This is a genomic window from Sporosarcina ureae DSM 2281 (assembly GCF_000425545.1).
GTDB lineage: Bacteria > Bacillota > Bacilli > Bacillales_A > Planococcaceae > Sporosarcina > Sporosarcina ureae.
This window is the reverse complement of the sequence record NZ_KE384396.1, coordinates 12,074-38,407: the sequence shown is the minus strand read 5'-3', so window position 1 is coordinate 38,407 and position 26,334 is coordinate 12,074. Positions and strand designations below refer to the sequence as shown.

The 26,334-nt window shown below is 41.9% G+C and carries 17 protein-coding genes and 1 pseudogene; 3 read left to right on the top strand and 15 right to left on the bottom strand.

Annotation, left to right across the window (positions count from 1 at the left end):
* Positions 1-178 precede the first annotated feature (178 nt).
* Complete coding sequence (locus H605_RS19305; RefSeq protein ID WP_198040314.1) at positions 179-757, top strand: hypothetical protein; 579 nt, start codon at positions 179-181, stop codon at positions 755-757.
* On the top strand, positions 718-1,197 hold the full coding sequence (locus H605_RS19750; protein WP_198040359.1) for an integrase core domain-containing protein: 480 nt from the start codon (positions 718-720) through the stop codon (positions 1,195-1,197). The genes H605_RS19305 and H605_RS19750 overlap by 40 nt, the downstream gene beginning before the upstream one ends.
* A gap of 329 nt (positions 1,198-1,526) precedes the next feature.
* On the opposite strand, the gene H605_RS0117050 is transcribed toward H605_RS19750, so the two are convergent.
* The 15 genes and pseudogenes from H605_RS0117050 to H605_RS0116965 all read right to left on the bottom strand — a co-directional run bounded on the left by H605_RS0117050 (position 1,527) and on the right by H605_RS0116965 (position 25,829).
* Positions 1,527-3,470: a hypothetical protein gene (locus H605_RS0117050; RefSeq protein ID WP_029055286.1), complete on the bottom strand. Its 1,944-nt coding sequence runs from the start codon at positions 3,468-3,470 to the stop codon at positions 1,527-1,529.
* Positions 3,471-4,009: 539 nt separating this feature from the next.
* Positions 4,010-4,849 (bottom strand): tyrosine-type recombinase/integrase, encoded by an 840-nt coding sequence (locus tag H605_RS0117040; RefSeq protein WP_029055285.1) that lies wholly within the window; start codon positions 4,847-4,849, stop codon positions 4,010-4,012.
* A gap of 14 nt (positions 4,850-4,863) precedes the next feature.
* Positions 4,864-6,414, bottom strand: a complete 1,551-nt coding sequence (xerA, locus tag H605_RS19095) for a site-specific tyrosine recombinase/integron integrase (RefSeq protein WP_162141908.1) — start codon at positions 6,412-6,414, stop codon at positions 4,864-4,866.
* A gap of 14 nt (positions 6,415-6,428) precedes the next feature.
* Complete coding sequence (locus H605_RS0117030; RefSeq protein ID WP_029055283.1) at positions 6,429-7,259, bottom strand: tyrosine-type recombinase/integrase; 831 nt, start codon at positions 7,257-7,259, stop codon at positions 6,429-6,431.
* Positions 7,260-7,264: 5 nt separating this feature from the next.
* A complete protein-coding gene (locus tag H605_RS0117025; RefSeq protein ID WP_037562351.1) occupies positions 7,265-8,155 on the bottom strand; it encodes a tyrosine-type recombinase/integrase in 891 nt (296 codons plus the stop codon).
* 1,104 nt (positions 8,156-9,259) lie between these two features.
* Positions 9,260-9,525 (bottom strand): annotated as a pseudogene (locus tag H605_RS18795) (JAB domain-containing protein); the annotation flags it as partial.
* Between the two features lie 198 nt (positions 9,526-9,723).
* Positions 9,724-10,623, bottom strand: coding sequence for a hypothetical protein (locus H605_RS0117015; RefSeq protein ID WP_029055280.1), 900 nt, complete (start codon positions 10,621-10,623; stop codon positions 9,724-9,726).
* 140 nt (positions 10,624-10,763) lie between these two features.
* A complete protein-coding gene (locus tag H605_RS0117010) occupies positions 10,764-14,648 on the bottom strand; it encodes a pectate lyase-like adhesive domain-containing protein (protein WP_029055279.1) in 3,885 nt (1,294 codons plus the stop codon).
* An 80-nt stretch (positions 14,649-14,728) separates the two neighbouring features.
* The gene (locus tag H605_RS0117005; RefSeq protein ID WP_029055278.1) at positions 14,729-16,096 is read right to left on the bottom strand and encodes an FIVAR domain-containing protein; all 1,368 of its coding nucleotides are present in this window, start codon (positions 16,094-16,096) and stop codon (positions 14,729-14,731) included.
* Between the two features lie 72 nt (positions 16,097-16,168).
* The gene (locus tag H605_RS0117000; RefSeq protein WP_029055277.1) at positions 16,169-18,262 is read right to left on the bottom strand and encodes an S-layer homology domain-containing protein; all 2,094 of its coding nucleotides are present in this window, start codon (positions 18,260-18,262) and stop codon (positions 16,169-16,171) included.
* 762 nt (positions 18,263-19,024) lie between these two features.
* Positions 19,025-19,735 carry a WecB/TagA/CpsF family glycosyltransferase gene (locus H605_RS0116995; protein ID WP_029055276.1) on the bottom strand — a complete coding sequence of 237 codons (711 nt, stop codon included), beginning with the start codon at positions 19,733-19,735 and terminating at the stop codon, positions 19,025-19,027.
* The gene (locus tag H605_RS0116990; RefSeq protein ID WP_029055275.1) at positions 19,732-21,024 is read right to left on the bottom strand and encodes a nucleotide sugar dehydrogenase; all 1,293 of its coding nucleotides are present in this window, start codon (positions 21,022-21,024) and stop codon (positions 19,732-19,734) included. The genes H605_RS0116995 and H605_RS0116990 overlap by 4 nt, the downstream gene beginning before the upstream one ends.
* A gap of 581 nt (positions 21,025-21,605) precedes the next feature.
* Positions 21,606-22,793, bottom strand: coding sequence for a S41 family peptidase (locus H605_RS18275; protein ID WP_051210655.1), 1,188 nt, complete (start codon positions 22,791-22,793; stop codon positions 21,606-21,608).
* Positions 22,794-22,882: 89 nt separating this feature from the next.
* On the bottom strand, positions 22,883-24,112 hold the full coding sequence (locus H605_RS0116980; protein WP_029055274.1) for a CAP and S-layer homology domain-containing protein: 1,230 nt from the start codon (positions 24,110-24,112) through the stop codon (positions 22,883-22,885).
* A gap of 799 nt (positions 24,113-24,911) precedes the next feature.
* A complete protein-coding gene (locus H605_RS0116965) occupies positions 24,912-25,829 on the bottom strand; it encodes a nuclease-related domain-containing protein (protein WP_029055271.1) in 918 nt (305 codons plus the stop codon).
* A gap of 18 nt (positions 25,830-25,847) precedes the next feature.
* Here H605_RS0116965 and H605_RS19295 point away from each other — a divergent pair, with 18 nt between their 5' ends.
* Positions 25,848-26,018 (top strand): hypothetical protein, encoded by a 171-nt coding sequence (locus H605_RS19295; RefSeq protein WP_155979570.1) that lies wholly within the window; start codon positions 25,848-25,850, stop codon positions 26,016-26,018.
* Positions 26,019-26,334: the final 316 nt, after the last annotated feature.

Sequence of the window (26,334 nt, the reverse complement as noted above, 5' to 3'; positions counted from 1 at the left end):
TACTCTGGCAATAGAATAGTCGCTACACTAGAACTTCAACCGACGTTTATATACAATGAATGCTAAACCTATCTAAAAAAATTTGGAGGGATTCTAAATGCTGTCGTTTCTACGATCACTGTAAGATTATAGTAAAGAGTGGCTAGGTTATTTGGTTACATATTTTAAAAATAGATTTATGGCCAAGAACGTAGCCAACTTGGAAATTATCGCATTGAAGAGCCAACTCGCATCTTATGTCCATCGTTTTGAAAAAGAAAAAACACCAAAACCACGACCAACACCGGCATTCCGTCACCTCTGGGTACTCCTGTCTAAGCACTTGGAAAACTGGAAAGATTCATTGGTGATGGTAAAACCCGACACAGTTATTCATTGGCATCGGACAACTTTCAAATTCTATTGGAAGCAAAAGTCAAAAATAGTAGGACGGCCGACAATCTCTGCCGAGACAATCCAGCTAATTAAACGTATACACAAGGAAAATCCAATCCTATCACCAGAGAAAATTCATGAAAAGCTCCGGTTACTTGGAGTTAATAAGCCTCCCGCTCCAAACACGATTGCCAAGTATCTGCCGAGCACACGGAAGCCGCCTTCAGAAAAACAAATCCAATCCTGGAAGACGTTCTTGCAAAACCATCAGCAAGAAACGTGGGCAACTGATTTCTTTACGATTCCTACACTCACCTTTCATGTACTTCATGTCTTGGTGACATCCATCATAAAACCCGTAAAGTTGTCCATTTCAATGTAACGAGCAATCCAACCGCGGAATGGACCATCCAGCAATTTCGGAATACAACGCCCTACGGCAGTGTCCCTACATATTTAATTCATGACAACGATCCGATCTTTTGTTCCAAAGCGTTTCAAGCTTTCTTACAGTCATCGGACATTACTACAAAGAAAACTACTTATCGAACACCGTGGCAAAACGCCTATGCTGAAAGGGTAATTGGCACGATTAAAAGAGAGTTAGTCGATCAGGTAAGTTCGTTGAATGAGCAACATCTACGTGGTCTGCTAACGGAATACATCAAAGGCTATTATAATACGCACTGGATACATCAAGGGATAAACGGAAAAACTCCAATTCCATCGCCGGCTTACCTTCCCACTTCGGCGGAAGATACAATATTGGAAGCCACTCCTATATTGAATGGTCTCTATCATACTTACAAGAAGGCAGCGTAATCAAACCAGCTGAATATTTTAAATTGCCTTGTGAAAAGGCTTTTTTAGCATGCCGACTTTTTCTCGCCCAATATTTCTCCCTCTCTTCCTCTTACATTGCATGGATAAAATCCTACAATCCAGCTGTATAGAAAAAGCCATCCGGAGAAATCGTAATGATTTCTGTCCGGATGGACTTTTTGAAGGCGACAACTAATTGGAAGTAATAGTTAGAATAAACACCTTATGTAATATACAATACAAAATTTAATTCGTATGTAATCACATAAGGTGTCTCATCCACTCATTTTACTAGACTACTAGTTTGTAAAGTAAAGTAACGTTTTGTTTTATTCAGCAGGAGTTTTAGCTGGATTCCCAGTTAACCATTTATATTGATTACCAATTACTTTCTTCTCGAACTTTTCTAAACCATTTATTTCATACTGACCTTTGTATTCTATGAAATCATCAGTATAAACTGCTACAGGTTCGCCAAATGAATTTACACCTGTGAAGTTAGCAATAACTTTACTACCGATTTGTTGTGATACGATTCCAACTCCAGCATCCCAGCCATTTGAAGCAGTTGTGATGTCTTTGAAGTTTACTGTAATCGTATTTGCTCCATCATTATTTACATAGATACCTACTTTTTTACCGCCAATTGTAGTTATATTGTCAAGTGTAGCACTACCATAGATTTCAATTAGATTGTCTCCATGTGTACCTACTACTTTTAGATCTTTAATTACTACATCTTTCGATCCTGCAGTAACTTCAATACCCTCAGCAGTAGTAGCCCCCGCATCAGAACCACCTACATATAAAGTATGATTGTTACCTTCAATTGTTACTCCAGAAGTTAACTTGATTGTTGCATTATCAACTTCAATACTTTTTTCTAGTGTAATTGTTTTAAACTTTGCACCAGTAGTTTTATTAGCTTCCGCTAGTGCAGACACAAGTTCTTCTTTCGTATCAACAAGACCGTTAGCTGCATCTTGTGCATCGTTAACTGTACCAATCAATGTATTAATTTCCGTTGCGTCAAGATCTTCCGCTGAAATCAAAGCTGTTTTGTATGCTTCAGCATATGCAGAGTTAACTTTGTTTGTTTGCTCATGCAACTTCTGACTCTTTTCAAGAAGTGCTACAATGTCTGCTGCTGCAGTTTTTGTAGTTACTGCGTTAAGATCTTCAAGAACTTTAGTTTGTGCTGAACCTACCGCTGCAATATTTTCATCACTAACGATTTTCTGAATGTCTTTACGTTGGTTTTTAGCTCCAACTTCCGCATCTTTGATTGCATCTCTATAAGCAGTAAGGTTAGCATCTTCGACTGTTTTGATATCGAATTCATCAATTTTATCAAAACCTACTACATCTTTATACTTCTCAAGAAGAGAATTCTCAAGTGTATCAAGATTTGTCAAAGCTGACTTTAATGCACTGTTCGTTTTTGCATTGTTAACAGCAATCAATGCATCTTCAAGATTCAAACCATCAAGTACTAATTCTTTTGCCGGAACTGCTGCATCTTCTTCGTCAGCTGGAATCCACTTAGTAACAAACGTTCTAGCTTCAGCTACTTTTTCACTGTCAAGAGACATATTAGCTGCTGTAACTTTAGGTGTTACTTCGTCAAGGTTAACGCCATTAATAGCCGCCTGGATACTTTCAACAGATTCAAGTGTAGGATCTGACTCTGCAGCAAAGTCGATTGCAGCATCATAAGCAACAATCCATTCAGGATTTACAACGTCAAAGCTATCTGTTAAAGCTTTTAACAATTGAGCTTGAGTTTTTGCATCTACAACTGCTTTAACAGCTGCTTCATTTGTTTCTTCTTTAGCTGCATCTTCGTCAACTTTAGTGATTGCTTTTTGAACTGCTTCTAGTGATGCAGTTGCACCCTCTGCTTGAAGAGCACCTAAATAATCAGCAATCCGTAGCTCGTCAGCATATGTAATGCCCGCTGCATCTAGAGCTGTTTGCAATTTAATTTGGTTAGGAGTTGTAACCGCTGCATCTACGATATCAGCCAATTGGTTAATAGCATCGAAGTTATACTTTTCATTGTTTACAGTCCAAACGCCAGTAAACTTGTGGTCAACTGGGAACGGTGTTACGAATTCAAAATCTGCTTGTGTTGTACCTTCAGCAAGCAACATTGGTTTTGTTTCAACAACATTACCTTCGCCGTCTTTAACTACAACGTTCGCATCTTCAATAGCTTCAGTTACTTCTGAGAATGTTACAGTTACAGCATTAGCGTTAATCGCACTTTCCATTCCATACAATTATTTAAAAAAACCTGCAAACCCTTGTTATTATTGGGTTTGCAGGGTTTTTTAAATAAATATAATTCATGTTAACACCCATTTCCATTCCCTAGGCAAAGATTATAAAACGCCCCAATCCCTTGGTACTAAAGGGGTTGGGGCGTTTTTTCGAAATGGAGTAATTCACGTTAATTTGGATAACGCGGAGTCTATCACAAGATACAATGCACACCAAGATCAAATTATTGAAGTGCGTGTTGTTGAAGGAATGAAGTTGAGTTTTCAAACGCCAACAGGATATCAGGAAGTACCAAGAGGATTAACTTGAATCACGCAGAGTCGATCACTTCCCACCATTCGTCACATACACAGATAATCAAGACCCGAATGAAAGCGGGGCATGAGATCCGTTATGTCGGAAAGGGAACTGCAATCCCCATTCCTACTGTCTAATATCAGCTAACTAATTCTTTCAGTCAAAGCATAACCAAACGAACCTCCCGCGGGAGGTTCGTTTAATTTGGGTTGGATTCAAATGTTCTCCGCCTTCATCTCCATTCGTCATACTGTTCTTTTCGGGCCTGGTCATATAATCTGGCGTAGATACGGGTGGTGTCGATGGAACTGTGGCCGAGCAATTGTTGGATGTGCTCAATCGGCATGTTTTTTTGGGCCAAGTGTGCCGCGAATGTATGCCGCAGCAGATGCGGGGTGACCTTGAAATCCAATTGATTGCTATATCCTTCAAACCGCTGTCTGATGGTATCCGTGCTGTATGGCTTGGGATGGTTTACCGGACTGACGAATACATAAGGCGACGTGTGGCAGGTCGTTTCCTGATGCCTTTTTAGGTATTCTGCACACTCCCTCGTAAACATGACCAGCCGCTCCTTTTTCTCTTTGGTGTCCGGGATGATTATGAATCGTTCATTCCAATTGATATCTTCTTGTTTCATGTTGACCATTTCAACAACCCGAATACCAGTTGTATACAGCACTTCAATGATGGCCCGATCCAGAATCTTTCCTTCATTCAGCGTTCTAAGCTGGGCAAGTTGTTCCCTTGTTAGGTAACGGGGTAATTTTTCTTCCATCTTCGGAAACCGAACGTCTTTGGCCGGATTCTGATCCAACAGGTCTTCTTCTACACAATACTTAAAGAAGGTCTTCAGCCCGCTCAAGTTATTGTATACAGTTCCTGGATTGTACCCTTGATCCAGCCAATTCCCCATCCAGTCCCGGATGTCTTTCCTGTGGATGTCACTCAGTTTCTTTTCGGTATACGAAAGGAATAGCGTCACGACAGTTTCATATCGTTGTAACACGGCATCACTCAGCCGGTATTGATAATCTCTTTTAAATTGCTCAATAATTTGTTTTTTATCCATCTTTCCCTCACTCCTTATCCCATATACTTCCGATACAAAGAAATCAACTCTTGTTTCGGTAAATTTGCGTAGATTTGTGTGGTTTGAACATCCGTGTGGCCCAGTTCATCGGCAATAAATAGGAGGTCGGCCCCTTTTGCCAACATCTCGGTCGCATAGGTATGCCGCAAACGATGGGGATGAAGAGAACCTGATATTCCCGCGTCTTCTCCTAGTTTCTTCAAAATGGACCTGATCATATCCTTTGAAAGTCGATTGGCTTTTTGATTGCTTGTCACCAAGAGGGCGGGATTTGAATCCATCCTTCTTTCAATATATAATTCCAACAGGTTGGCACACTTTTCGGAAAAGTGGACTTGCCGATACTTCTTTCCTTTTCCCAAGACCATTGCCATCCTTTTTTCCAAATCGACGTCTGACCGATCCAACCGATGGACCTCATCAACCCGGCATCCAGAGGTATAAAGGAATTCAAAAATGCACCGGTCACGAAGCCATAATTGGTCAGTCTTTTCCCGGATTTTCGCCACTTCTTCTTTATCCAGATATTTTGGAATGGCCATCCGAGGACGAGGAAACATTCTGGATTTGATCGGAGATTTGTTGATAGTTCCTTCTTCCACACAAAAGTTATAAAAGGTAGAAAGGATGATCAAATGATTTTTGATTGTCGCCTCTTGAAAGTCCTTTTCGTTTTGAATGAACCATTGCTGGATTTGACTGGATGTTAGGGAGAAACTGGCCTCCTTCCTGTCTTTAAAAAATTTCTGTAAAAAGTTACGGTACGACAATATGGTGTGCTTGCTGTAATTGGATACTTTCAAACTCAATAGAAATTCATTGATTTCTTTATGATTCTCTTGATTGGGGAGCTGCATCCTGAGTCTCCAGTAAGAACCGCTGTTTCCTTCCTTCCATTTATACGGGATCGGTTGTGTGTCAAGCATCCCTTTTTGTATGCAGTAGTTGAAAAAGGAACGGAAGGTGGATAAATGGGACGTTGTCTGACTGTCTATGTTGTTCTTGGTCATCCATCTCTTAACATCCGCGAAATCAATTTCAGAAAACGGTGTGGTTGTTTCCTTGAAAAATGATTGCAGTATGGTCCGATAACGTTTAATGGTTAGCTTGGTCCATCGTTCTGTATGCAGCATAAACAGGTAGTCGTTGATCATCTGTTGATTTTCTTCATTCGGCAATGTCCTCTTGAGTTTCCAGTCATCATCACCGTTTATTTTTTCATACATGTAGGGGATTGGCTGCTCATCTATTAGTCCTTCCACTAGACAATACCTGAAGAATTTTCGAAAAAGAGATAAATACTGTAAAATCGTACGTTTCGTACAGGCTTTCTTCTTTTCCGTCACCCACTTCTCCACATTCTGCATTGTAATTGCTGAAAGAGGTACATTGTGCACCTGGAAAAATTCCTGGAATACGTTTCGAGTCATGAGGATTATCCGTTTATTCCTCTGTTCGTTTTTGAGCAGCAATAAGTACTCATTGACAACCCTGTGATTCTCCTTGTTTGGCAAGGGTTTTGTCAGTAGCCAAGACTCTTCCATTATCCATTCCCCCCTTACTGATATTGATCATACTTTTTCTTCCGGGCATGGTTCATGAGACGCGTATAGATTCGGGTGCTGTTGATGTTCACGTGCCAAAGTAAATCCTGAATGTAGCTTTGCGGCATATTTTTCTCTGCGAGATGTGCCGCGAAGGTATGACGCATCGTATGAGGGCTAACCCGGAAACCAAGTTCCTTCGTGTACCCCCTGAAGTATTTCTGGATCGTATCCCGTCCATAGGCTTTCCCCTTAGCATGGCAAAAGAGATACTCGCTTTCGACAACCCGATCATCCAAATACGTTTGTAAACGAACCGCACATTCATGAGTAAACAGAACAAACCGTTCTTTATTTCCTTTACCCTTTCTGATCCAAATCTGCCGTGTCTCCCATTTGATATCGGACAATTTGATATTCAAGAGTTCACTGATACGCACCCCCGTTGTATAGAGCACTTCAACGATGGCCCTCTCCATTGGATTCGGCCTTGTCAGTTCCTGCAGTAGGGTAACTTGCATTTTAGTCAGGTAATAGGGCAAGGAATCTTCCGGTTTGGGTGCCTTTACAACAGCAGTCGGATCTTTTTTGATTAAATTCTCTTCCTTGCAATACCGGTAAAAAGTTCGAACAGCGGACAACTTCAGATTTATGGATCTTCTTTTCAGACCATTTTCCTCTAGAGCGGCGAGCCACGCCCGGATGTCCTGTGACTTAATTTCATCATAAGGCTTACTGACAAACGTAAAGAATTGACGAAGACTAATGCGATAACTACGAGTGGTTTCAGAACTGAATCTCGTATGATATTCTTCTAGAAATGTTACTTTTATTTTTTCATTCATTCTTCTCACCCCATCTTGTTTTGATAAGCCAGCATGATGTCTTCGCCTGGAATCCGGGCATAGACACGGGTAGTGTTCAAATTCGCATGTCCCAGTTCATCCGCAATAAATTCGAGGTCCGCACCTCTGGCCAACATCAGGGTGGCGAACGTATGACGACAGCTGTGTGGATTTAGCGGCTGAAGGAGACCGACTTTTTTACCAAGCTTGGTGGTTATTTTATAGATTCTTTGATCGCTTAACCTTTCGCCGAATTTATTCAGAAATACATATTCACAATCGCTTTCCTTTCGACTTTGTAGATAATTGTCCAACGCAAAGGCACACTGCTCTGAAAAATGAATGTATCGAATTTTCCTTCCTTTCCCTACAACTTTTGCTGTACGCTTTTTCCTATCTAAATCTTCCAACTTTAAATAGGATGCTTCCGAACGGCGACAACCAGATGAAAACAAAAAGAGAACCAAGGCCCGATCTCGTAAGCTGAGTTCTTCCATAGCCAGCTTGACTTGTGCATACTGTTGTTCATTCAGGAACCGTGGCAAAGACTCGGGAATGACGGGTCTCCATCGGCTCTTAATGACGACAACTTCCATGTATTCCTCATCCAAACAGAACGTAAAGAATGACGATAGGATAGACAGCATCAATTCAACCGTCCTGGGACTTTTATCTACGGAGTAGTTCAGGAGCCACCGATGAACAATGTCTGCTGTCATTTCCTCCACTGGAACCTTGCACTCGCATAGAAATCGTTCCAGCATCTTGCGATACTTCGTTGAGGTTGCTTCCGCCTTGTTTTCAATTTTCATACTGAGAAGATATTCATTGAGGATTGCCAAAGTACTTTTTTCAATTTCGCTTTGTTCGCTTATCCAATATTTCCTGGCTTCCATAAAAATCACTCCATTTCTTTATCCTAAAACTGTTCCAAACCGTTTCTCTTGCTTCACCGAGTATCTATCTCCCAATCTTTGATTCGTAATCTGCATGATAGCCAAAACCTTTATATCTAGTAACAAATTTTTCGTACTTTGCCAATCCCCTTTCTCAATCAGATATTAACAACTGGTGTTGCACATCATGTTAACCAATGCATTACCGTTTTAAACGTCTTTTTCTCCAACACGAAGAACCCTAACTCCGGAAGGGGAATTAAGGTATTGATTATGTATGATATTTTTTATAAAATTTCTTGACTATTTATTTGATAAGTTCAGCTATCACGCGATATGCAGCCGATTCTGTGTAAAGAATCTATCATTTCTGCAATTGTGTTTCCAGCATTTTCTCCGCTTAATTATTTTTGTTGGTGCTTGAACAATAACCCATCGGGTCATGTCCTTAGTGATCGCTGATCACTTGCAGGAAACATTTTTTGTCTCGTTGAATATAGGCAACACGGCTTTGTAATCACACTCTCTCCAGAAATGCTGTAAATTATACATTCATAAAAAACTTCTAAACCAATTCCTCTTGAACTCCATTATATTAAGATCAGACATTCTTCTTTTGGATTTTTGTAATGTTGCCAGAGAGAGAGCTATAATTTCATCAATTTAAAAGGGTGTTACCAAAGAGATCTCTTACACTGTGATACGCAATATGCGAAAATCCTCTCTCATTTCCAACCACATTACACCATAAGTGTTGTCATCCACTGTCCCGACAGTTACCTGGGAAACCTTTACCTGCCATGTTAAAGACTAAGATGGACAGCCACAATATTTCATTTCAGTGAGGAGGAGGGAAGGGAGGAATCTTGTGGAGAGGTTTACGTTTCCTTTCTGCAAAAAGCGGGAGGCAGAACACCTCCGTTGATGGAAGTAAGACATGAATGTTTGTATTCAGGAATATAATATATGGATAAAAAGGCAGTAGAAACAGATAAAAGAAACGACCAACCATCACGAAAGACAGTTGATCGTTTCCTGTATTTTACCTTACATCATATTACCAGAATAGTGTCTGAGTTGTGTGATGCACAGGCACATTGTTTTAATGCTAGAATTCAAGCTGCCGATGTGGCAGACATTGATTGCCGTCGGCTGGCTCTTTACATCGAGACACATGACAACAAAATACTCTCGGTCCAGTTCTCCAAGGAACTGCTTGAACAAATTGTATGCATCCTCTGGGCTGCGAATCGACCGATCCTTGTACAGCAACTCGACTCCTTCAACAAGCGCAACGACACAATGTCTACACGCTTTGCAGGCACGTGCTTTGGTACCTGCCCTTCCTCTTTCACCACCGACCATGCCAGCTGTTCCGTTTTCAAACCGTACGTTTTCTTCATATACAATCCCTCCAATAGAAATAGCCCTACCTCCGTTAAGGGAAGTAAGGCTTTACGATTGATATCGGGATTATAATATATGGATGAAAGTTGAGTTAAAACGGTTTAGCAGGTGAACCAGAAAGGGACTAACCCAAAGACCAGACCCTTTCTTTTAATCACTTCTTACAAGCTATTAAATAGGATCTTACTGCTGTCAAGGTGCTTGATGTTTAGAATTACGGGAGAATGGTTGCTCATTGCCTTTAACTCTTCCTGTTTTTCTACTGCACTTAATTTTGCATCTAATTGATGAATCAGTCGATCCAGTGAAGCTAACCCTTTCCACTTTTTGTTTTCGAGCAATTGCTCTGCAACCATCTGTTTTCGCTCCGGAGAAAGATGTGAATAGTTGGACAGCGGTAAAGTCTCCAATTTAATCTGCAATGTCTGTACATCTGCTATCTTAGCCAATTCGTCGACTTCATGTTCAAGTGAAGAGACTGCTTCTTTAATAGAAATTAGCGGTACATCTTTGCCGAATTTCTTGATTAATTCCCCAATGACATGCTCTCGACCTGCTCTACCAAGGTTGATAAAGCTTGTTCCAGCTTGCTCGATAGCAATTTCCATTACCTGGTCGTGCACACTCTTTTGGGTTGGTTCACTTTTTGGTGGCAGCGAAACAGTCAGTCGCTCTATTTCATTGAGCAGTTCCGATTTTAATGGACACGTTTGAACAGAGCTTAGCATTGCACGCAATCCATCTGCTTCTGTAGAAGTGGTGGCAGAGGCTAAAGAAGTCTTGACATTATATAAGCATTGCATCCAATCGATACGCAACTGCACTTCTTCCTTCTCTTCCAATGCGGCAACAAAACCATTAGAGGCTTGTTCAATTGCCATCAGCTCATCTTCATGGATATCTTGACTTGTTTCCAACAGAGTAAGCTGCTTATTAAGTTCTTTATATAACTTTCCTTCATTGATTCCTTCTTTAGCCGTGCAGCGTAAACCTTCCAGTCCAGTTGCTATGCCTACTAACGGTCTCGCATGACTGATTGGCAGTTTAGAAAAATCAAACATATTAGTTCCTCCTATGAACTTACTTTATCTCTATTATAAAGGATGTATGTATAAAAAAAAGGACTACCCCAAAGGCTAGTCCTTTCTTGACATTCTCTCAAGCAGATCAATAGGCCACAAGAGAATAAAAGATTCTTGAATTATTGAGCCGTAAAATTATTAGCAATTTGAGCGATAGAAGAATAACCTGTTTCAGGCTTTGCATTCAATACATTTTCAGATGCAACAAGCTTTTCACTTGCAGACATAGTACCAAACGTCTCATTGCCAAGTTCAGCCAACGCATCACGAGTATCAGTAATAGAAGTTGCTTCATTTACTACTGCAAGAAGTGCAAAGTAACCTGTTGCATTTGTATCATCAGAAGCTTTAACGCCTACCTCAATAACTAATGCTTCAGAAATAGATTGAAGTGATTCAAAAGTATCTTCAGCAAGAGTATCTAAGAATAAGTTAGCAACTTCTAAACGTTGTACAGAAGTTAAGTTATTGTATACACCTTGGTTCAAGTTAACAAGTAAAGGCTGTAATTCAGCAGCTGATTCGGCTGCTAAAATATCCGCAACTTTATCTTGTTCAGCAAGGATAGGAAGTTGAGCTTCTAAAGCTTCAAGCTTGTCTACCCCTTCAATTTCAGCCGACTCATTTAGATCTATTGCTTCAATTACTAAAGCACGTGCAGCTTCTACTGCTACTGTATCTTCAAGTGTTAAATCTTCAACAGTTGGAAGATTAGCAATTGCTTCTTCTGCTGCTGTTACAGCTGCTTCTTGTTGTGCTGGAAGTGGATCAATAGAATTCTCTTCTACCAAATAATATTGTGGTTGAGAACCTTTTGTAATCTCTGTTCCTTCGAAACCTACAACTGTCTCAGTTACTCCATCTTCCCAAACTGTTGGTAATCCGTATGCTTCTGTAGTATTAACTAAAGTTGCATTTGTTACATCCAGTGATGGATTCGTTTCTACATCAGAACCTTTTCCTGATTCAATACCACCAAATTCGTTTCCAGATACATCAATTGTTCCAGACAATACTACTTTTGCACCATTAACTAATAGGCCACCATCAGCACCTGTTAGTTTTAAATTGCTAATAGTAGTCGTACCTTCACCAGTGTTATAAACCTGAAGTACAAAGTTACTATTCCAGCCAGTAGCATCACCTTTAAATGTAATTGTGTTGTTTCCACCATCAATTGAAACTGCACGTGTTACATTAATTTTTTCAGTAGTTTCAAAGCTCTCGACTAATTTCAGGTTAACAATATTTACATTTTCTAATGCTGCTTTTAATCCAGCTTGATCCTTAATGTTTAGAGCATCCACAAAAGCTTGTGCTGCTGCAATATCTTCCAGTAATCCAACTTCAACATCTCCTGGAGTTGCTTCACCAGTCTCCGCATTCACTGTATCAGGTAGTGCTTCCACAAGAGCTTTAGCCGCAGAAATTTCATCTTGTCCTACACCCTTAGCAAGAGCTGTTAAACCAGAATCAGCATCAGTTGTTGTTAATCCTTCTACTAGAACTTTAGCATTTACAATATCAACTACATTTTGAATCTCTTCTAGAGTTGTAAATTCAGAACCGCTAATAGCTGTGACATACTCGTCAACATTACCAGTAATTAAGTTTTCAATAGCAGCTGCGTTAAGTTGAGTATTAAGATTAATTTCATTACCTGCTTCAGCAGCAGCATTAATTGGTGTAACGTTATTTACATATTCTGTGTTAAGTTGAACTTGCGTATCAACTTTAGCTTGAAGTGTTGCAACAAGTGGTTGCTCGTCTTCTTCATTAACTTTATAATCTGCTGGAAGTGCATCGATTGCTTCTTGTGCTGCTGCAACTGATTCTTCGAATGCAGTTTGCAGTTCAGAAGTAGTTGTCGCGTAATGTGTAATTGTAGCTACCTTATTGTTAGCTGTTTCTACTTTCTCTGCTAGACTAGCTTTTGCTGCCGATTCGTTAACTGCATCAATAACATTTTGCACTTCAGTAAGTGAAGCCGGTTGTCCACCTTCTAGTTTAGCAAGATCGGCTTTATAACCAGCAATGTTTTCAGATAACGCACCCTCAAATGGAGCAGCTTGTAATGCTTTAAATAATTCTACATTGTTTCCTTCACTCTTTACTGCTGCAAGAATTGCAGTGCGAGTTTCTTGTAGTTCAATTAACTTAGCATTCTCTAATGTTTTTGCATCAGAATTTGGAAGAGCAGTTACCGCTTCTTGTGCTGCTGTAAAATCTGTATCAAGAAGAGTTTCTTGTGCAGTTACAACTAACGCTTTTGCTGTTAGAACTGCTTCTGCTTTTGCAATATTTTCTATAGCAGTTGCTACCGCATTGTTAAGAGCTGTTACGTCAGCTTCTGCATTAAGAGCTGTTACCGCTGCAATTGCATCTTTAGCAGGTTTAACAAGGGCTGTCGCTGCATCTACTTTTTCTTGTGAATCAACATTTGTTGCTGATGCAAGTGTAAGTGCATCAACTGCTTCTTGTGCTGCTGAAACTGCTGCATCTAACTCAGCTTCTGCTTTCAGCACATCAAGTTGATCTTCCAGTACTTCAAGAGTGGCAAGGTTTTCAACATCTGTGTCAGTACCGCCAAGGTCCGTAAACGCAGATACTAGTTCGCGGGCTGCTTCTACAGCTGCTTCATCATCTAGCGTCAACTCTTCCACTGTAGGAAGGTCAGTGATCGCTTCCTCAGCTGCAGTTTTAGCCGCTGCCAATTGAGCAGCAGCTTCTTCGTCAGCTTCTAATTGTTCGATTGCTTCTTCAGCTGCTACTAATGTGTCTAAGTTAGCGATAGCTGCATTTTCGTCAAGTGCCAATGCTGCCTCAACCAATGCACGTGCATCAGCAACGTCTTGCTTGTCCGCTAGAGTGATCGTTTCAGGAAGATCCGCGATTGCAGCTTCTGCATCAGCGATTGCCTGAGCAATTTTTGCAGCTTCATCTAGGTCAGCTTGGAGAGCATCAATCTTATCAGATTCTGCAGTTACTAATGCCTGAAGCGCATCTTTTACAGTTCCTTCAGCAACATGGTTTAGAAGGTTCTGTGTCTTAGTCAACTGGCTCTTAGCATCTGCAAGTGTATCTTCTGTTAGATCAGCAGTTGCTGCCTGCAAGCTGCTGACAGAACCAGCTGCGATAACTACATCATTAGCTGCATCCAAACGATCAAGCAATGCTTGTTTCTGCTCACCTTTAACTTCTTGAATTTTGTTGGCAGCCGGTGTAAATGAAGCTGCTACTTCTTCACGCTTGTCACGGTCAGTAACAAGTTCTTCAGCCAATTCAGCTGTACTTACTTTCGCTTCAAATGCAGATACTGCTGCTTCTGCTGCTTGTAAAGCTTTTTCTTCTTGTGTTGGTTCTAACTCAGTCATAGCTGTAACTTTTAGTGTAACTTCTTTAGTTGTTTCACCTAATGTTACTGCATACGTAACCTCTGTTACTCCTTCTTCTGGAGCTTCTACTTTAGGAACAGTGATTGCAATTTTTCCGTCAACTACAGAAAAGGCGTCAGCAGATAGTTCTAGTGCTTCTCCATCTTTTTTAACAGAAAGGCCTTCTGGAACTTCAGTGACGTCCTTATCAAATGTTACTGTAACTGTACCGTTAATCGCCATTACCGATTCAACAACAGTTTCAACTGGTGCCGGTGTTTCTACTTTACCATCTTCAGTAAACTTAACATCATGACGTTCTTCTACAACTGTTTTATCTTCTTTTGCAGAGTCTACGTCTTCATTAGTTTTTGCTGTTAGCAATACTGAAGGGTCAAGTGCCTTACCAGAACCGTCCAAGAAGTAATATTCTTTATCAGCGTTCATAAGGATTTCAAGTTTCTTCGTTGGTGATAGGAATGTGAAAGCATTAGCTTTTACTACTTCGCCAGTTTTAATATTATAAAAACCTGCAGGTGCTTGATCTGTTTCTGCAGCAGATGCTGCAACTGGTACTAATGCTGATGCTACTAATGCTGTAGCCATTGAAACTTTAGTGAATTTCTTCAAAACGTACCCTCCAATTATTAAACCATGAACCTATTGTTTCCAATAGGTTCATAGTTTTAATATCTAATTTTTAATTTTTCTTACTTACCGTTTTTAGTGATTTTTTTAGCAGCTGTTTCTTTTGCTGTTCCATCAACTGTGTAAGAAGCTTTAACTGTTTTGTAAGTTCCTGTTCCAACAAGCTCAGAAATTGAGAACTTACCAGCAGCATCTACATCAACATCTAGTGTAGTAGAAGAAATATCAACACCAGGGTTTTCTGGGTTATTTAATCCACCTTCAAATGTCAATTTAACTTTTGAAACTTTTCCAAGATCTTCTTTAGCTACTGTACCTTCAACTTCGAATGTACCAGCGCCAAGACCAACTAAGATGTCAAGACCAGTGATATCAGCATTCGTGATTTCGAACTTCTGTCCAACTTCTTCTTTGTTTGCTGCATTTTCGAAAGCTGTAGTTGCTGTAGCCAATGTAGTTTTAGCTGCATTTACTTGCTCAACAGTTGCGTCAGCTTTATTCCAAACCGCTGTTGCTGCATCGATTGCTGCTTTATACGTATCAACTGCTGCTTGTGTATATTCACCTACTGCAGTTCCTACTTTAGCTGCGTCAGCTTTTACTTTAGCTGCATCTACAGCTGTTTTCAATTCTGCTTTAGCTACTGCTACTGGATTTTCTTTAACTACTGCATCGTTGAATGCTTTAGTTGCAGTATCCAATGTAGCTTTTGCTGCTTTTAGCTGTGCATCTGTAGAGTTTACATCGTTCAATACAGTTTTAGCAGTTGCTACTGCTGCTTTGTACGTGTCTACTGCTGCCTGTGAATAGTTACCAGGAGCATCTCCTACAACTGCCGCTTTAATTGCTGCATCTGCTGAATCAACAGCAGTCTTAAGTGCTGCTTTTTCAGAAGTTGTATCTTCAGGTGCTGTACCTGCAGTTTGCTCAATGATATAGAAAGTAACTGTGTTACCTTTTACTTCACGAGTAACTGTAGTTTTACCTTTTTTCAACTCATCGATGAAGTTTTCTGCAGTTGCAATTGGTGTGTTACCAATTCCTTTGTACTCATAAGTTTTGCCAGTTTCTCCAGCATACTTAACTGCATCCTTACCTACAAATACAAGTTCTTTCTTGTCAGTATTGTAAGAATCAACTACACCAGTGTATAGATCCGCAACAACACTAGTTGATGTGAATGTTGCAGTAGCTTCTTTAGCTGTGAATGCATAGTCTTTACCGTCAGTATCGATTGCTGTACCAGTTGCTAGTACACGTACTGATGAACTCATACCATCAACAGTTTTCACATCAAGGTCAGCGTTTGCTGCTCCGTGTGTAACTGTGAAGCTACGGTTTGGTGAGATTGTTTGACCATCAACGATTACGTTGTTTGCACCTGTATTGAAGATTGTGTAAGACACAGTCTTAATAGAAGTATTAGGCATAGTCTTGTTACTTTGGTTCACAAGAGATGCTTTGAATGTTGCTGTTTCGTTACCTTGGAATGAAGAAGTTTCTTAGTTGCCTTTGTAAACTTTCAATGCTGCTCCGTCAAGGTATGCATCTTTGAAGTAAGAAATTGAAGCAATTGTGAATGGCTCGCCTTGATCCAATTTACCTTCAACTGCATTTGGTGTGTTTACATCGATCCATGCAATTGGAGTTGCATAGTCGTTCTCAACGTCACTACCGATAATGAATGATGCTTTACCTTCATTGTCAGTCTTAACAGAGATTTGCTTGCCATTGTACACTTGTGTGCCATCAGCATTCTTTTTGATGAATTGAGCTTGTGTATTAGTAGAGATTACGCGATCCAAGTCTTCGTTGAATGCAACATTAACGGTTTCGTTCTTCGCGATGTTACCTTCTTTGTTTTTCACTACTACGTCATACTTACGGCCATTGCTAGCACCTTTAGCTGCGATGTCTCCACCGTCACGTGTAAGTTCAATTGCATATTCTGCTTGTTGTGCAGAGAATGTAACCGTAGAAGCTTTTGCTTGCAACAAGTTAGACTCGTAAGTAGCTGCAGTTTTTCCATTGCTTGGGTTTAAACCAAATACTACTGGAGTAGCAGTTGCGTTTGTACCGGATACAGTGAATGTAGCTTCACCTTTTGAGTCAGTAGTAACCGTTGCAGTTTTTGGAGCTTTATCATTAACTAGTTGAGAAACTTTAACACCATTTACTGTAGCGTTTGAAAGTTTGTCAGAAGTTACATTGATGTTTTCTGCTAGAGAAACGTTAAACGTTTTGTTCGCTTCTACTTTGCCAGTTTTTGCATCTTTGTAAGTGATTTTGTAAGTTTTGTTAGCGCCGTTAGCGATTGTGTTTCCAACTGTTACGTCTTCAATGTTAAGAATTGTATCAACGCCCCAGAATACGAAACCTTGGTCACGTACTGTAGGTGCTCCTGTTGGATATACAGTTACTTCATCTTTACCTGCAGAATACTGCGTGTAAGAGAATGTTGCGATTCCGTCTTCATTAGTCATAACTTCGAAAACTTGATCTTTGTTAGTTGTGTTTAAAGTATCAGCTTTCACGTTAAATGTTACAGGAATTCCTGCTTTTTTAACGCCGGTATCAGCGGAAAGAATAGCTTGTTGGCCAGTTTTTCCTTGTACTGAAGCATTAGTGATTTTCAAAGAAGTTGGAACTACAGCTTCGATTCCAGTGAATGAACCAATTTCTTTGCCATCCAACTTAACTGTGTACTTTTCTCCACCCTTTTGAGTAGCAGTTGTCAATACAATAGTTTTGTCGTCAGTTTGCTTAACTGCAGCGTTAGATACAGTCAAACCGTCAATAGTGAATTTCAAAGAATCAATGTTAGAAACTTTGTCCTTCATTGTTACTTCAACTGTAGTAGCGTTGATACCTTTAACAGATTCAACTCCAGGAGCTACAACTCCGCCACCATTTACTTTATCAAAGTCTACTAGAGTAGTCTTGTAAAGGAATGAAGCGAACTGTCCACGAGTTGTTGTATTTTTTGGGTTGAACTCAGGTGCAGCTGGGTTTGTGATGTCGAAGAAGTCTAGAACGTCGATAGCAGGACGAGCTTCAGCTTTCGCTTTGCCTAGGTCTGTAACGTCTTTGTTGAATTCTTGTGCTTTCACGTAAGAAACTAGATCAACGTCGTATACGCGGTCGAATGCACGTACAAGAACGATTGCCATGTTTTCACGAGTGATGTCGCCGTTAGCGTCAAGTGAACCGTCTGGTTTACCAACGAATACTCCGTTGTCATACACTAGTGCAGACATTTTTAGAAGCTCATCGTTAGATGTAGTCTTCAAGTCAGAGAAGCGTGGTTTAGTTTTGTAATCAGTAGGAACTTTATATCCTTCTGACACTAACCATTTACCCATCAACTTTACAACGTCAGAACGTGTAAGTGTTTTGTTAGGTTGGAATGTGCCGTCTGGGTATCCTGAGATTACCTTTGCATCAGAAAGAGCGTCGATCGCTGCTTTATGTGAGTTGTTGTCTTTTACATCTGTGAATTCAGCCGCGAATGCTACTGGTGCTACTGCTGATGCTACTAGTGCAGCTGAAGCAGCCCCTACTACAAACTTGCGGTATTTCGTTGGTTGGTTAGCCATTAAATAATTTCCTCCTCGTAATATCTCTTGTTTTTGCCTATTACTACCTATGTATGAGAGTAGTAAGCATTACACATTAAAGTATAGATAAGAATGTGCTAAAAGTCAATTAAATCTTGAACTAGATGATAGTCTAATAGCACGGTATGGCAATTTATTTTCATACCATCTACTATTGTATCGAAAGATTACCAAAATACAAGTATTTTCCATAGCGTTTTTAAAAGACAGTATCTTGTGCACGCAAAGTATTTTTGCCAAACAAAAAGGCTTGAACAGATGGGAACTGTTCAAGCCTTTTTGTTTGCGGTCAACCAACCGTAACGCTTTGCACGTATTGTGCTATATGCTATAGAGAAAATTATCCTTACAACTTCGTATTCTATCACCAAGTTAACTAGATTACAAGATAGTAACTTAATAGTAGTAAATTTCTAAACTTACTAGCATTAATAGATTGACGTGATTAGTAGATTTATTTTGAAATAATAGAGAGCTAGAAGTATGGGTTGGGGTGAAGGGGGGGTACATTGAATCACTCTGGAGGCAATGGATTAATTATTTTTATCTTTCAAACTCGTTAAGTTCAATATCTCTTACAACTATTATCCTACCTTTAATAACCATCGATCAGTATCACCCAATCACATTGTAAGGGATTGGGGCAGATCCGGGAGAATCAGCCCGATCAGAAGAAACAATCGTCCCCTCCGAAGCACCAATCTCCACCTCAACAACCCCTATCAGCCTTACCTTCCAAAATCACTTCTTCCGATACACCTCTACCAAAAACTTCGGTAGATTCATCTGTCTTTTAATCCGGCTCGGTTCAAGCAATAATCGATACAACCATTCCGCTCCTGCTTTTTGAAACACAGCCGGCGCTCTTTTGATATTCCCTGCTAACACGTCGAATGATCCGCCTACTCCTTGGAACACGATCGGATGTAACTGGTCGCGGTGTTGTTCAATCCACTGTTCTTGCTTAGGCGATCCCATCGCAACGAATAAGATATCCGGCTTTGCTTGGTTAATCGTGTCGAGTACGACTTGTACATCTTTTTCATAACCGTGCTGAACACCAGCGATTTGGATATTCGGATACATCACTTGCAATTTCGCCGCAGCTTCTGCCGCCACTCCAGGTTTCGCACCGTAAAGGAAAATGCGCTTTCCGCGTGCGGCGGCTTCTTGTACGACGCGGTCCATCATGTCGATTCCTGTAACACGTGATCGAATCTGACCTTTTTTTAGCTTAGATGCGAGAATAACGCCAATACCATCCGGAATTTGAAATTCTGCTCGGTTAAGCAATGCTTTTAGTTCAGGATCTTCTTTTGCTTTCATGAGCTTTTCCGGATTGATCGCGACGATGAGTGATTTCTTTCCTGCTTCGATATTCTCGAACACTTTCGGAATCAGTTCATCGTAGTTTTCGGTGTTGACGGAGACGCCTAGTATTTCTTCTTTCATTTGTATAGCTGCCCCTCTTTTTTGCCATCTCCTAATTTGAAGAAGCGATATTCTGCTTGTTCCCATGCATCTGCATCGAGTGCATTTTTCGTATCCAATAGGATCGGTCTTGGCTGCTTCGTCTGCAAGTCTGCCGGATTCAGATCTTTGAATTGATCATGGTCTGTAGTTAATAGAAGAAGATCAGCTGTTCCGACTGCTTCTTCAAGCGTTGCAACTTGCGTCGAATGCTGTAATTCTTTGATGTGCGGGTCGAATGATACGACGTCTAGACCGAGTTGTTGCAACGAATCTATTACTTTCGTTGATGGGCTCTCGCGCATGTCGTCGACGTTGCCTTTAAATGCAAGTCCCAAAACCGCCACTTTACCGTTTTCGATATTGTATTCCTGTAGCAAACGCTCTGCGCGCTTTGCTGTATACATCGGCATGCCATCGTTTGTTAGGCGTGCTTTTTTGATGATGTCTGCTTTTTCAGGTGCCAGTTCCACTAAGAACCATGGATCGACTGCGATACAGTGACCACCGACACCCGGGCCTGGTGTATGAATATTGACGCGTGGGTGGAAGTTGGCAAACTTGATCGCTTCCCAAATATCTACGTCGATACCTTCTGCAATTTTTGCAAGTTCATTGGCGAACGCAATGTTGACGTCGCGGTACGTGTTTTCCATTACTTTCACAAGTTCCGCTGTCGTTGCGTCTGTTAAGTGGATCGTTCCTTTGACGAACACTTCGTAAAGATCTTTCGTCATTTCTGCTGATTTCGCATTGATTCCACCAACGATCCGGTCGTTGTTGACTAGTTCTTCGAAAATCTTACCTGGTATTACGCGTTCTGGTGAGTGAGAAACGAATAATTCTTCTCCTATAATAAGTTCCGTTTTACGTAATTCAGGCAGCATGATGTTTTCGACAGTCTTTGGTGGCACTGTGGATTCCAAGATCACGAGTGCACCTTTTTTGACGAACGGCACGATCGATGCGGTTGCCGCACGGATGAATTCCAAGTTCGCTGTGTTGTCCGGGTTGATCGGTGACGGGACCGCGATAATGTAGACATCTGCTTCTACTGGTGTAGTCCATGCTTGGAAGTGTCCTACGTCTACGGCTTTCTCCAAACGTTCCTGCAAGCCGTTTTCTTCTATATGTAGTTGTTTGTTGTTGATGAGTTGTACGACGTGTTCGTTACGGTCGACGCCGTGTACTTGCAAGCCGCTGTTTGCGAACATGACGGCAGTTGGGAGACCGATGTAACCTAGGCCTACTACGCATAATTTCTTTTCCATAGTGTATGATACCTTCGCTTTCTAAATTTAGATTGTGTTTGGTAAAAGTCTGGGTAGAATTTGGGTTGGGTATTGGATCTGCACTCTAGGCGGACGCTTTCCCGAGGGCGTGGCCCGAGCCGCTTCCCTCACTTCGTTCAGTCCAGGGTCTCGAACTCACGCTGATCCTCCGGGAGTCGCCGCCTTTCGTTCCGATCCTACTTACAGTTTGGTTGCAGTTAGCAACCACTTTTTTCTTTTTGTTATAGTCTAAAGTTCAAAACCATAATACTTTTAAATTCAAAGAGAAAGGATGAATCTCTTCATCCTTAGATTTTAATAGTTACTTAAGAAAACGATGGAGTACGTTAGTATTTACACTCTTCCATAGAAACTCCAGAAGAACACACAGTGGATCGTAAGCGGAAGGCGGCGACTCCCGATGGATCAGCTCGATCAGGTGAGACAACCAAAGAGAGCAAAGCGAACTGGTTGGCTCACCGCGAGCCCATGGGAAAGCGTCCGCCTGCAGCGTCGATCCACGTTGCCTTACCCCTCACTCCATCTATACAGTATACCAACTTCCATTCAATACGACCAATTTATTTAGCTCGTGCCGGTACGCGTGCTTGCACGGTATAAGGTGTATACGTCCCCTTCACCACACTCAACCCGTTAGCACCTGCTATGCCCGGGTGAACGATGAGCATATACTCCGCGCCAAGCGCCATCGGTTTGGCTGGCTGAATCGTCATCGTTTTCTCATTACTAGCTTTTTTAGCCGTTTGTATAGAGACGCTTCCGAACTTCACAAGTTCCATCTTGTTGAAACTTTTCGCTGGACCAAAGTTCATTTTTTGCGTGAACTCGACGTTGAACACTTTTGATTGCGGTACGTCAGTTGGTCCTTTGATAAACTGGTAACCTTGTGCAACCAAGTCAGATGTTACGAGGCGTTTGTGCATGCCTGCGTGCTCCGTGCCTGGCTTCATTTTAATATTCGGCTCGACGCCTTTGTGTTGTACCGGCGTTCCTTTAGGTCCTGTGTAGTGACCTGTGGTTAGTTTCAGTGCGCCACCGTTTTCTAATTCAAATAACGACTGGACGCTACCTTTTCCTTTTGTCGTCTCCCCTACTACGTTCGCTGCGCTTTGGTCTTTAAGGCTGACTGCCACAATTTCAGAAGCGGATGCTGAGTAGCGGTTGACGAGTACGTACGTGTCTACCGGGAATTGATTTTTCGCTGGGACGACTTTACCTGACTGTGTGCCCATGCGCGTTTGCAATTTGTACGCTTCTTTTACTCTCGGGAAGAAGCCTAGTAATTGTTCTGCGCTGTCTACGTAGCCGCCACCGTTAAAACGTAAGTCGAGGATCAACCTCTCCGCTCCTGCCGCTTTCAAACGCGACCAGTGAGCGCTCACGTCTTCTTGTAAATGCGCAGAGAATGACTTGATTTTCAAGTACCCGACGTTACCGTACATCATATTCGATGTCACATTGTCTGGATTGTTCGGTGCCATAGTTGCTGCGACTTGTGCAGGTGCTGTGACGCTTGCGTATTGATTGAGATACTCATTATATTCAGCTGGCGTCATGTACACCGAGTATTCATCGAGCTGACGGACGACTTCGGTGACGTTTCGTGCATTGCGAAGATTAGTAGGTTTGTCGCCATAATAGTACAAATCGACAATTTCTTTCACTTCGTCAAGAGTCGCGGCTTCTGTGGCGGGTGTTACGCAGAGCCAAGCGAAAATAGCTACTGCTGCAATAAGGGTTTGTTTCATTGCACTTCCTCCTTTTTTCGGTGGGGTTGGTAAAAGTATGTATCTTTAGACTATACCCTATACACCAGCGGTTAAGCGGCTCACTATACTTATTTTTTAGTATATAGCGTCACCCAATAGATTTTACCATCTGAATCAGGTGCCGTGCCTGCTCCCATATGCGTAAATACCGGGCTTAGGAGATTCTCCTTATGCGCCGGAGATGCTAACCAAGCATTGGTAATTTCCAGCGCGTCAGTAAAGCCCGCACCGATATTTTCACCATATGCCTCCCATTTATAATCAAACTTATCTAGCATCTCTACAATCGTGCCATGTGTCGGCGTGATATGTGATAATTCTCCAAGTTTCGCCAAATCTTCCGCTCGCGCACTAGCCATGCGGTTCAGCGTCGGATCCGCCCGCAGATTGCTAACTTTAGCGTTTGTTCGTTTGATATTTACATGAATAATAGACTGTGCCGCTAATGAAGGCTGCTCCGGTTCAGGTTTTGGCGGAACGGGTGTCGGTTTTGGCGGCTCCGGTTTTGCTGCTGGTGGTTTTGGAGTCGGCTTTGGTGGAACTGGTTTCGGCTTTTCAGGTGCCGGTTTTTGATTATTAGGATTCGGCTTAATCAAGTTTTTATCTTTGTCGACATAGCCCTTCTTTTGATTATCATACGTAATCAATCCTTTTTTGCGATTTTCGTCGAATTGCATCGTACGGTATAAGAACGCCGCCAATTGGCCACGTGTGACCGGATCATTCGGATTGAATTTCCCACCTGGACGCGTCGTAGTGATATTCAGTTCGGCAATCGTAATAATGTATTCATATGCACCACTGCTCTTCTTGACATCATCAAATATAATGAAGTCATTGTCATCCGTGACAATATGATAGCCAAGAACCAACAGTTTCGCCATTTGGCCACGAGTAAGTGGTTTATTCGGATTAAATTTCTCCGCATTCTTGAACAGCCCCCGCTGTGTCAATGCGCGTATATGATCATACGACCCATTGTCTTTCGTTACATCCTTAAAATCCATCTTATACGCATGGCTCGGTTTAGCCCCAATGGAAACCGCAATCATCTTCGCCGCCTGAGCCCGAGTAACCGGTTTATTCAGACGATATGTATTGTCAGCATAGCCTTTAATGATGTCATTGGCTGCCATATACATCACCGCATCATAGGCATAATGCTTCTCAGGTACGTCCTTAAACGCGACAGCTTTCGCAGCTTCTATCGGTACAGAAGTAGCTATTCCCCCTGCGGACACAGCGACGCTCATTGCTATAGTACTTAAGAATATTTTTTTGTTGCAAACTAGACTCATATAAACGTCCTCCTTTTGTTAAAGTATACGGGATTTGGCTGGTGGTTTGGTAGGGTATTGTTGAAAATTGTTGTATTATTTGACTTTTTGTATATTTGGGGTGGGGGTTATGAGCGGTTGGGCGGTAGTTATGAGCGGATGTTGGTTTGTATAGAGCCGAATACTGGATTGATAGAGCGGTTAATTGGGTGGATAGAGCGGATGGCCGTGGGGATTGAGCGGATAGCTCGAAACATTGAGCGCGTGGGAGTTTTGAATGGCAGGGATAACCTTATGAGCGGTCGGCCGGTGGTTATGAGCGGATGGTTGTCTGTATAGAGCGGAGTACAAGCTTGATAGAGCGGTTGATTGGGTGGATAGAGCGGATAGGCTTCGCGATTGAGCGGATAGCTCGAAACATTGAGCGCGTGGGAGTTTTTGAATGGCAGGGATCTCCTTATGAGCGGTCGGGTGGTAGTTATGAGCGGATGGTTGTCTGTATAGAGCGGAGTGCTGGATTGATAGAGCGGTTAATTGGGTGGATAGAGCGGGTGGCAGTGGGGATTGAGCGGATAGCTCGAAACATTGAGCGTGTGGGAGTCTTGAATGGCAGCGATCTCCTTATGAGCGGTCGGCCGGTGGTTATGAGCGGATGGTTGTCTATATAGAGCGGAATATTGGATTGATAGAGCGGTTAATTGGGTGGATAGAGCGGGTGGGCTTCGCGATTGAGCGGATAGCTCGAAACATTGAGCGTGTGCGTTAGTTGATTTCAATAAGAAACCAGCGCACGAAGAGCTTATGCACTGGTTTGATTGCTTTATAATTTCAGATTTTCTGTTTGAAAAAGTCTCGGAGAGAGTTGGTAGATCGCGTTGCCCTTTTTGCCGGACATTTCGGTGAAGGGGTTGGCGAGCATTCGTTTCGCTATGTGGCGGGAGTGGATATTGGTGAAGTGGCGGAATTGTCGGTTCGTGAGTTGCGCGCCGCCAATGCAATACCATTCCGCAAGCGTGGCATGGTGGGCGTGGCGATCGATATGGCCGCACGCTCGGCATTGCCAACTTCTGGTCCGCCACAGCATCGTTAATTGTTCGCAATTCGGGCACGTGACACCGCTTGCTAGATCTTGTATGGAAAGTGCATATTTTTCGATCAGCGGAAATGGATCGTAGTGGCGGTGTGTTTGTAAGAGTTCATTGGCTAATCTAGTAATCTGTTTTGCGTTCAAAATATCTGCCTTCATTTCTAAATTTCTTAAACGGTTGGGGATTTCATACGAGAATACGAGTCGGTGGGACGATGTGTTTTCGATGGTGAGTTCGTTTTGGTAGGCGAAGACGATGTAGTCGACGAGGGGAATGTCGATGTTGCGCGCTTGTAGCCAGCCGGCGAAGTAGTGTTTTTTGCGTTCCATTTCTTCGATTGGGCTTCTCAGGACGGTACGTTCCCCGTTGACTGATTCGCGGATGAATTGTGTCGGATTTTGTTTGATATGCAGTTTTCCTGCGATGTTTTTGATTTCAAATAGGATAATTGTACTTGGAGTAATGAGGATGGAATCGATTTGGAAATAGGCATGCTCGTGTTTCAGGAAAATGTCGTGGAGGATGGCGTGCGGATACGGCGGGATGAAGTCTCGTAATTGGTAGTCTAATTCCTTCTCCCCTCCGAAGCCTGCTTTGCCGTTGTAGAAGTCTGTTCGGATTTTTTCGTACTTGTCGTGATTGACCGGCAAGCGTTTTAGAAGCGCCTGTTGGCCAATGATCAGTTTGGGGATTGTGCGAGTTTTGTAGAGTATGGTGGTTCACCTCCCTATTATGGATTGTTGGTGCGTGTATTTATTGTAGCAAGAGTGTTGGTTATTGGGAAGTATTGGGATAAATTCAATTTCGGATGGATTATTGGGGGTGAAATTGGATTTTGAGGTGGATTTGTTAGGGAGAATTCAATTTTCACGGTGTGAAGAGTGATTTAGGGTGTGAATTTGTTTGAAAATATGTCTTTAGTCATGTGAATTGTGGGGGTTTATGAGCGGTTGATTGGCTTGATAGAGCGGTGGTTGGATGCGATAGAGCGGATTGATGGCGTGATAGAGCAGCTGAATGTTGGGATAGAGCGATTAGTTAGGGTAATAGAGCGCTTAAAAGAAAGTTTGAGCGCTCGGCTTCGCCTTGCTTGATTTAGTTCAATACGCTAGTCGTATGAGCGGATCGCACGCTTGATAGAGCGGGTTAGCGTGG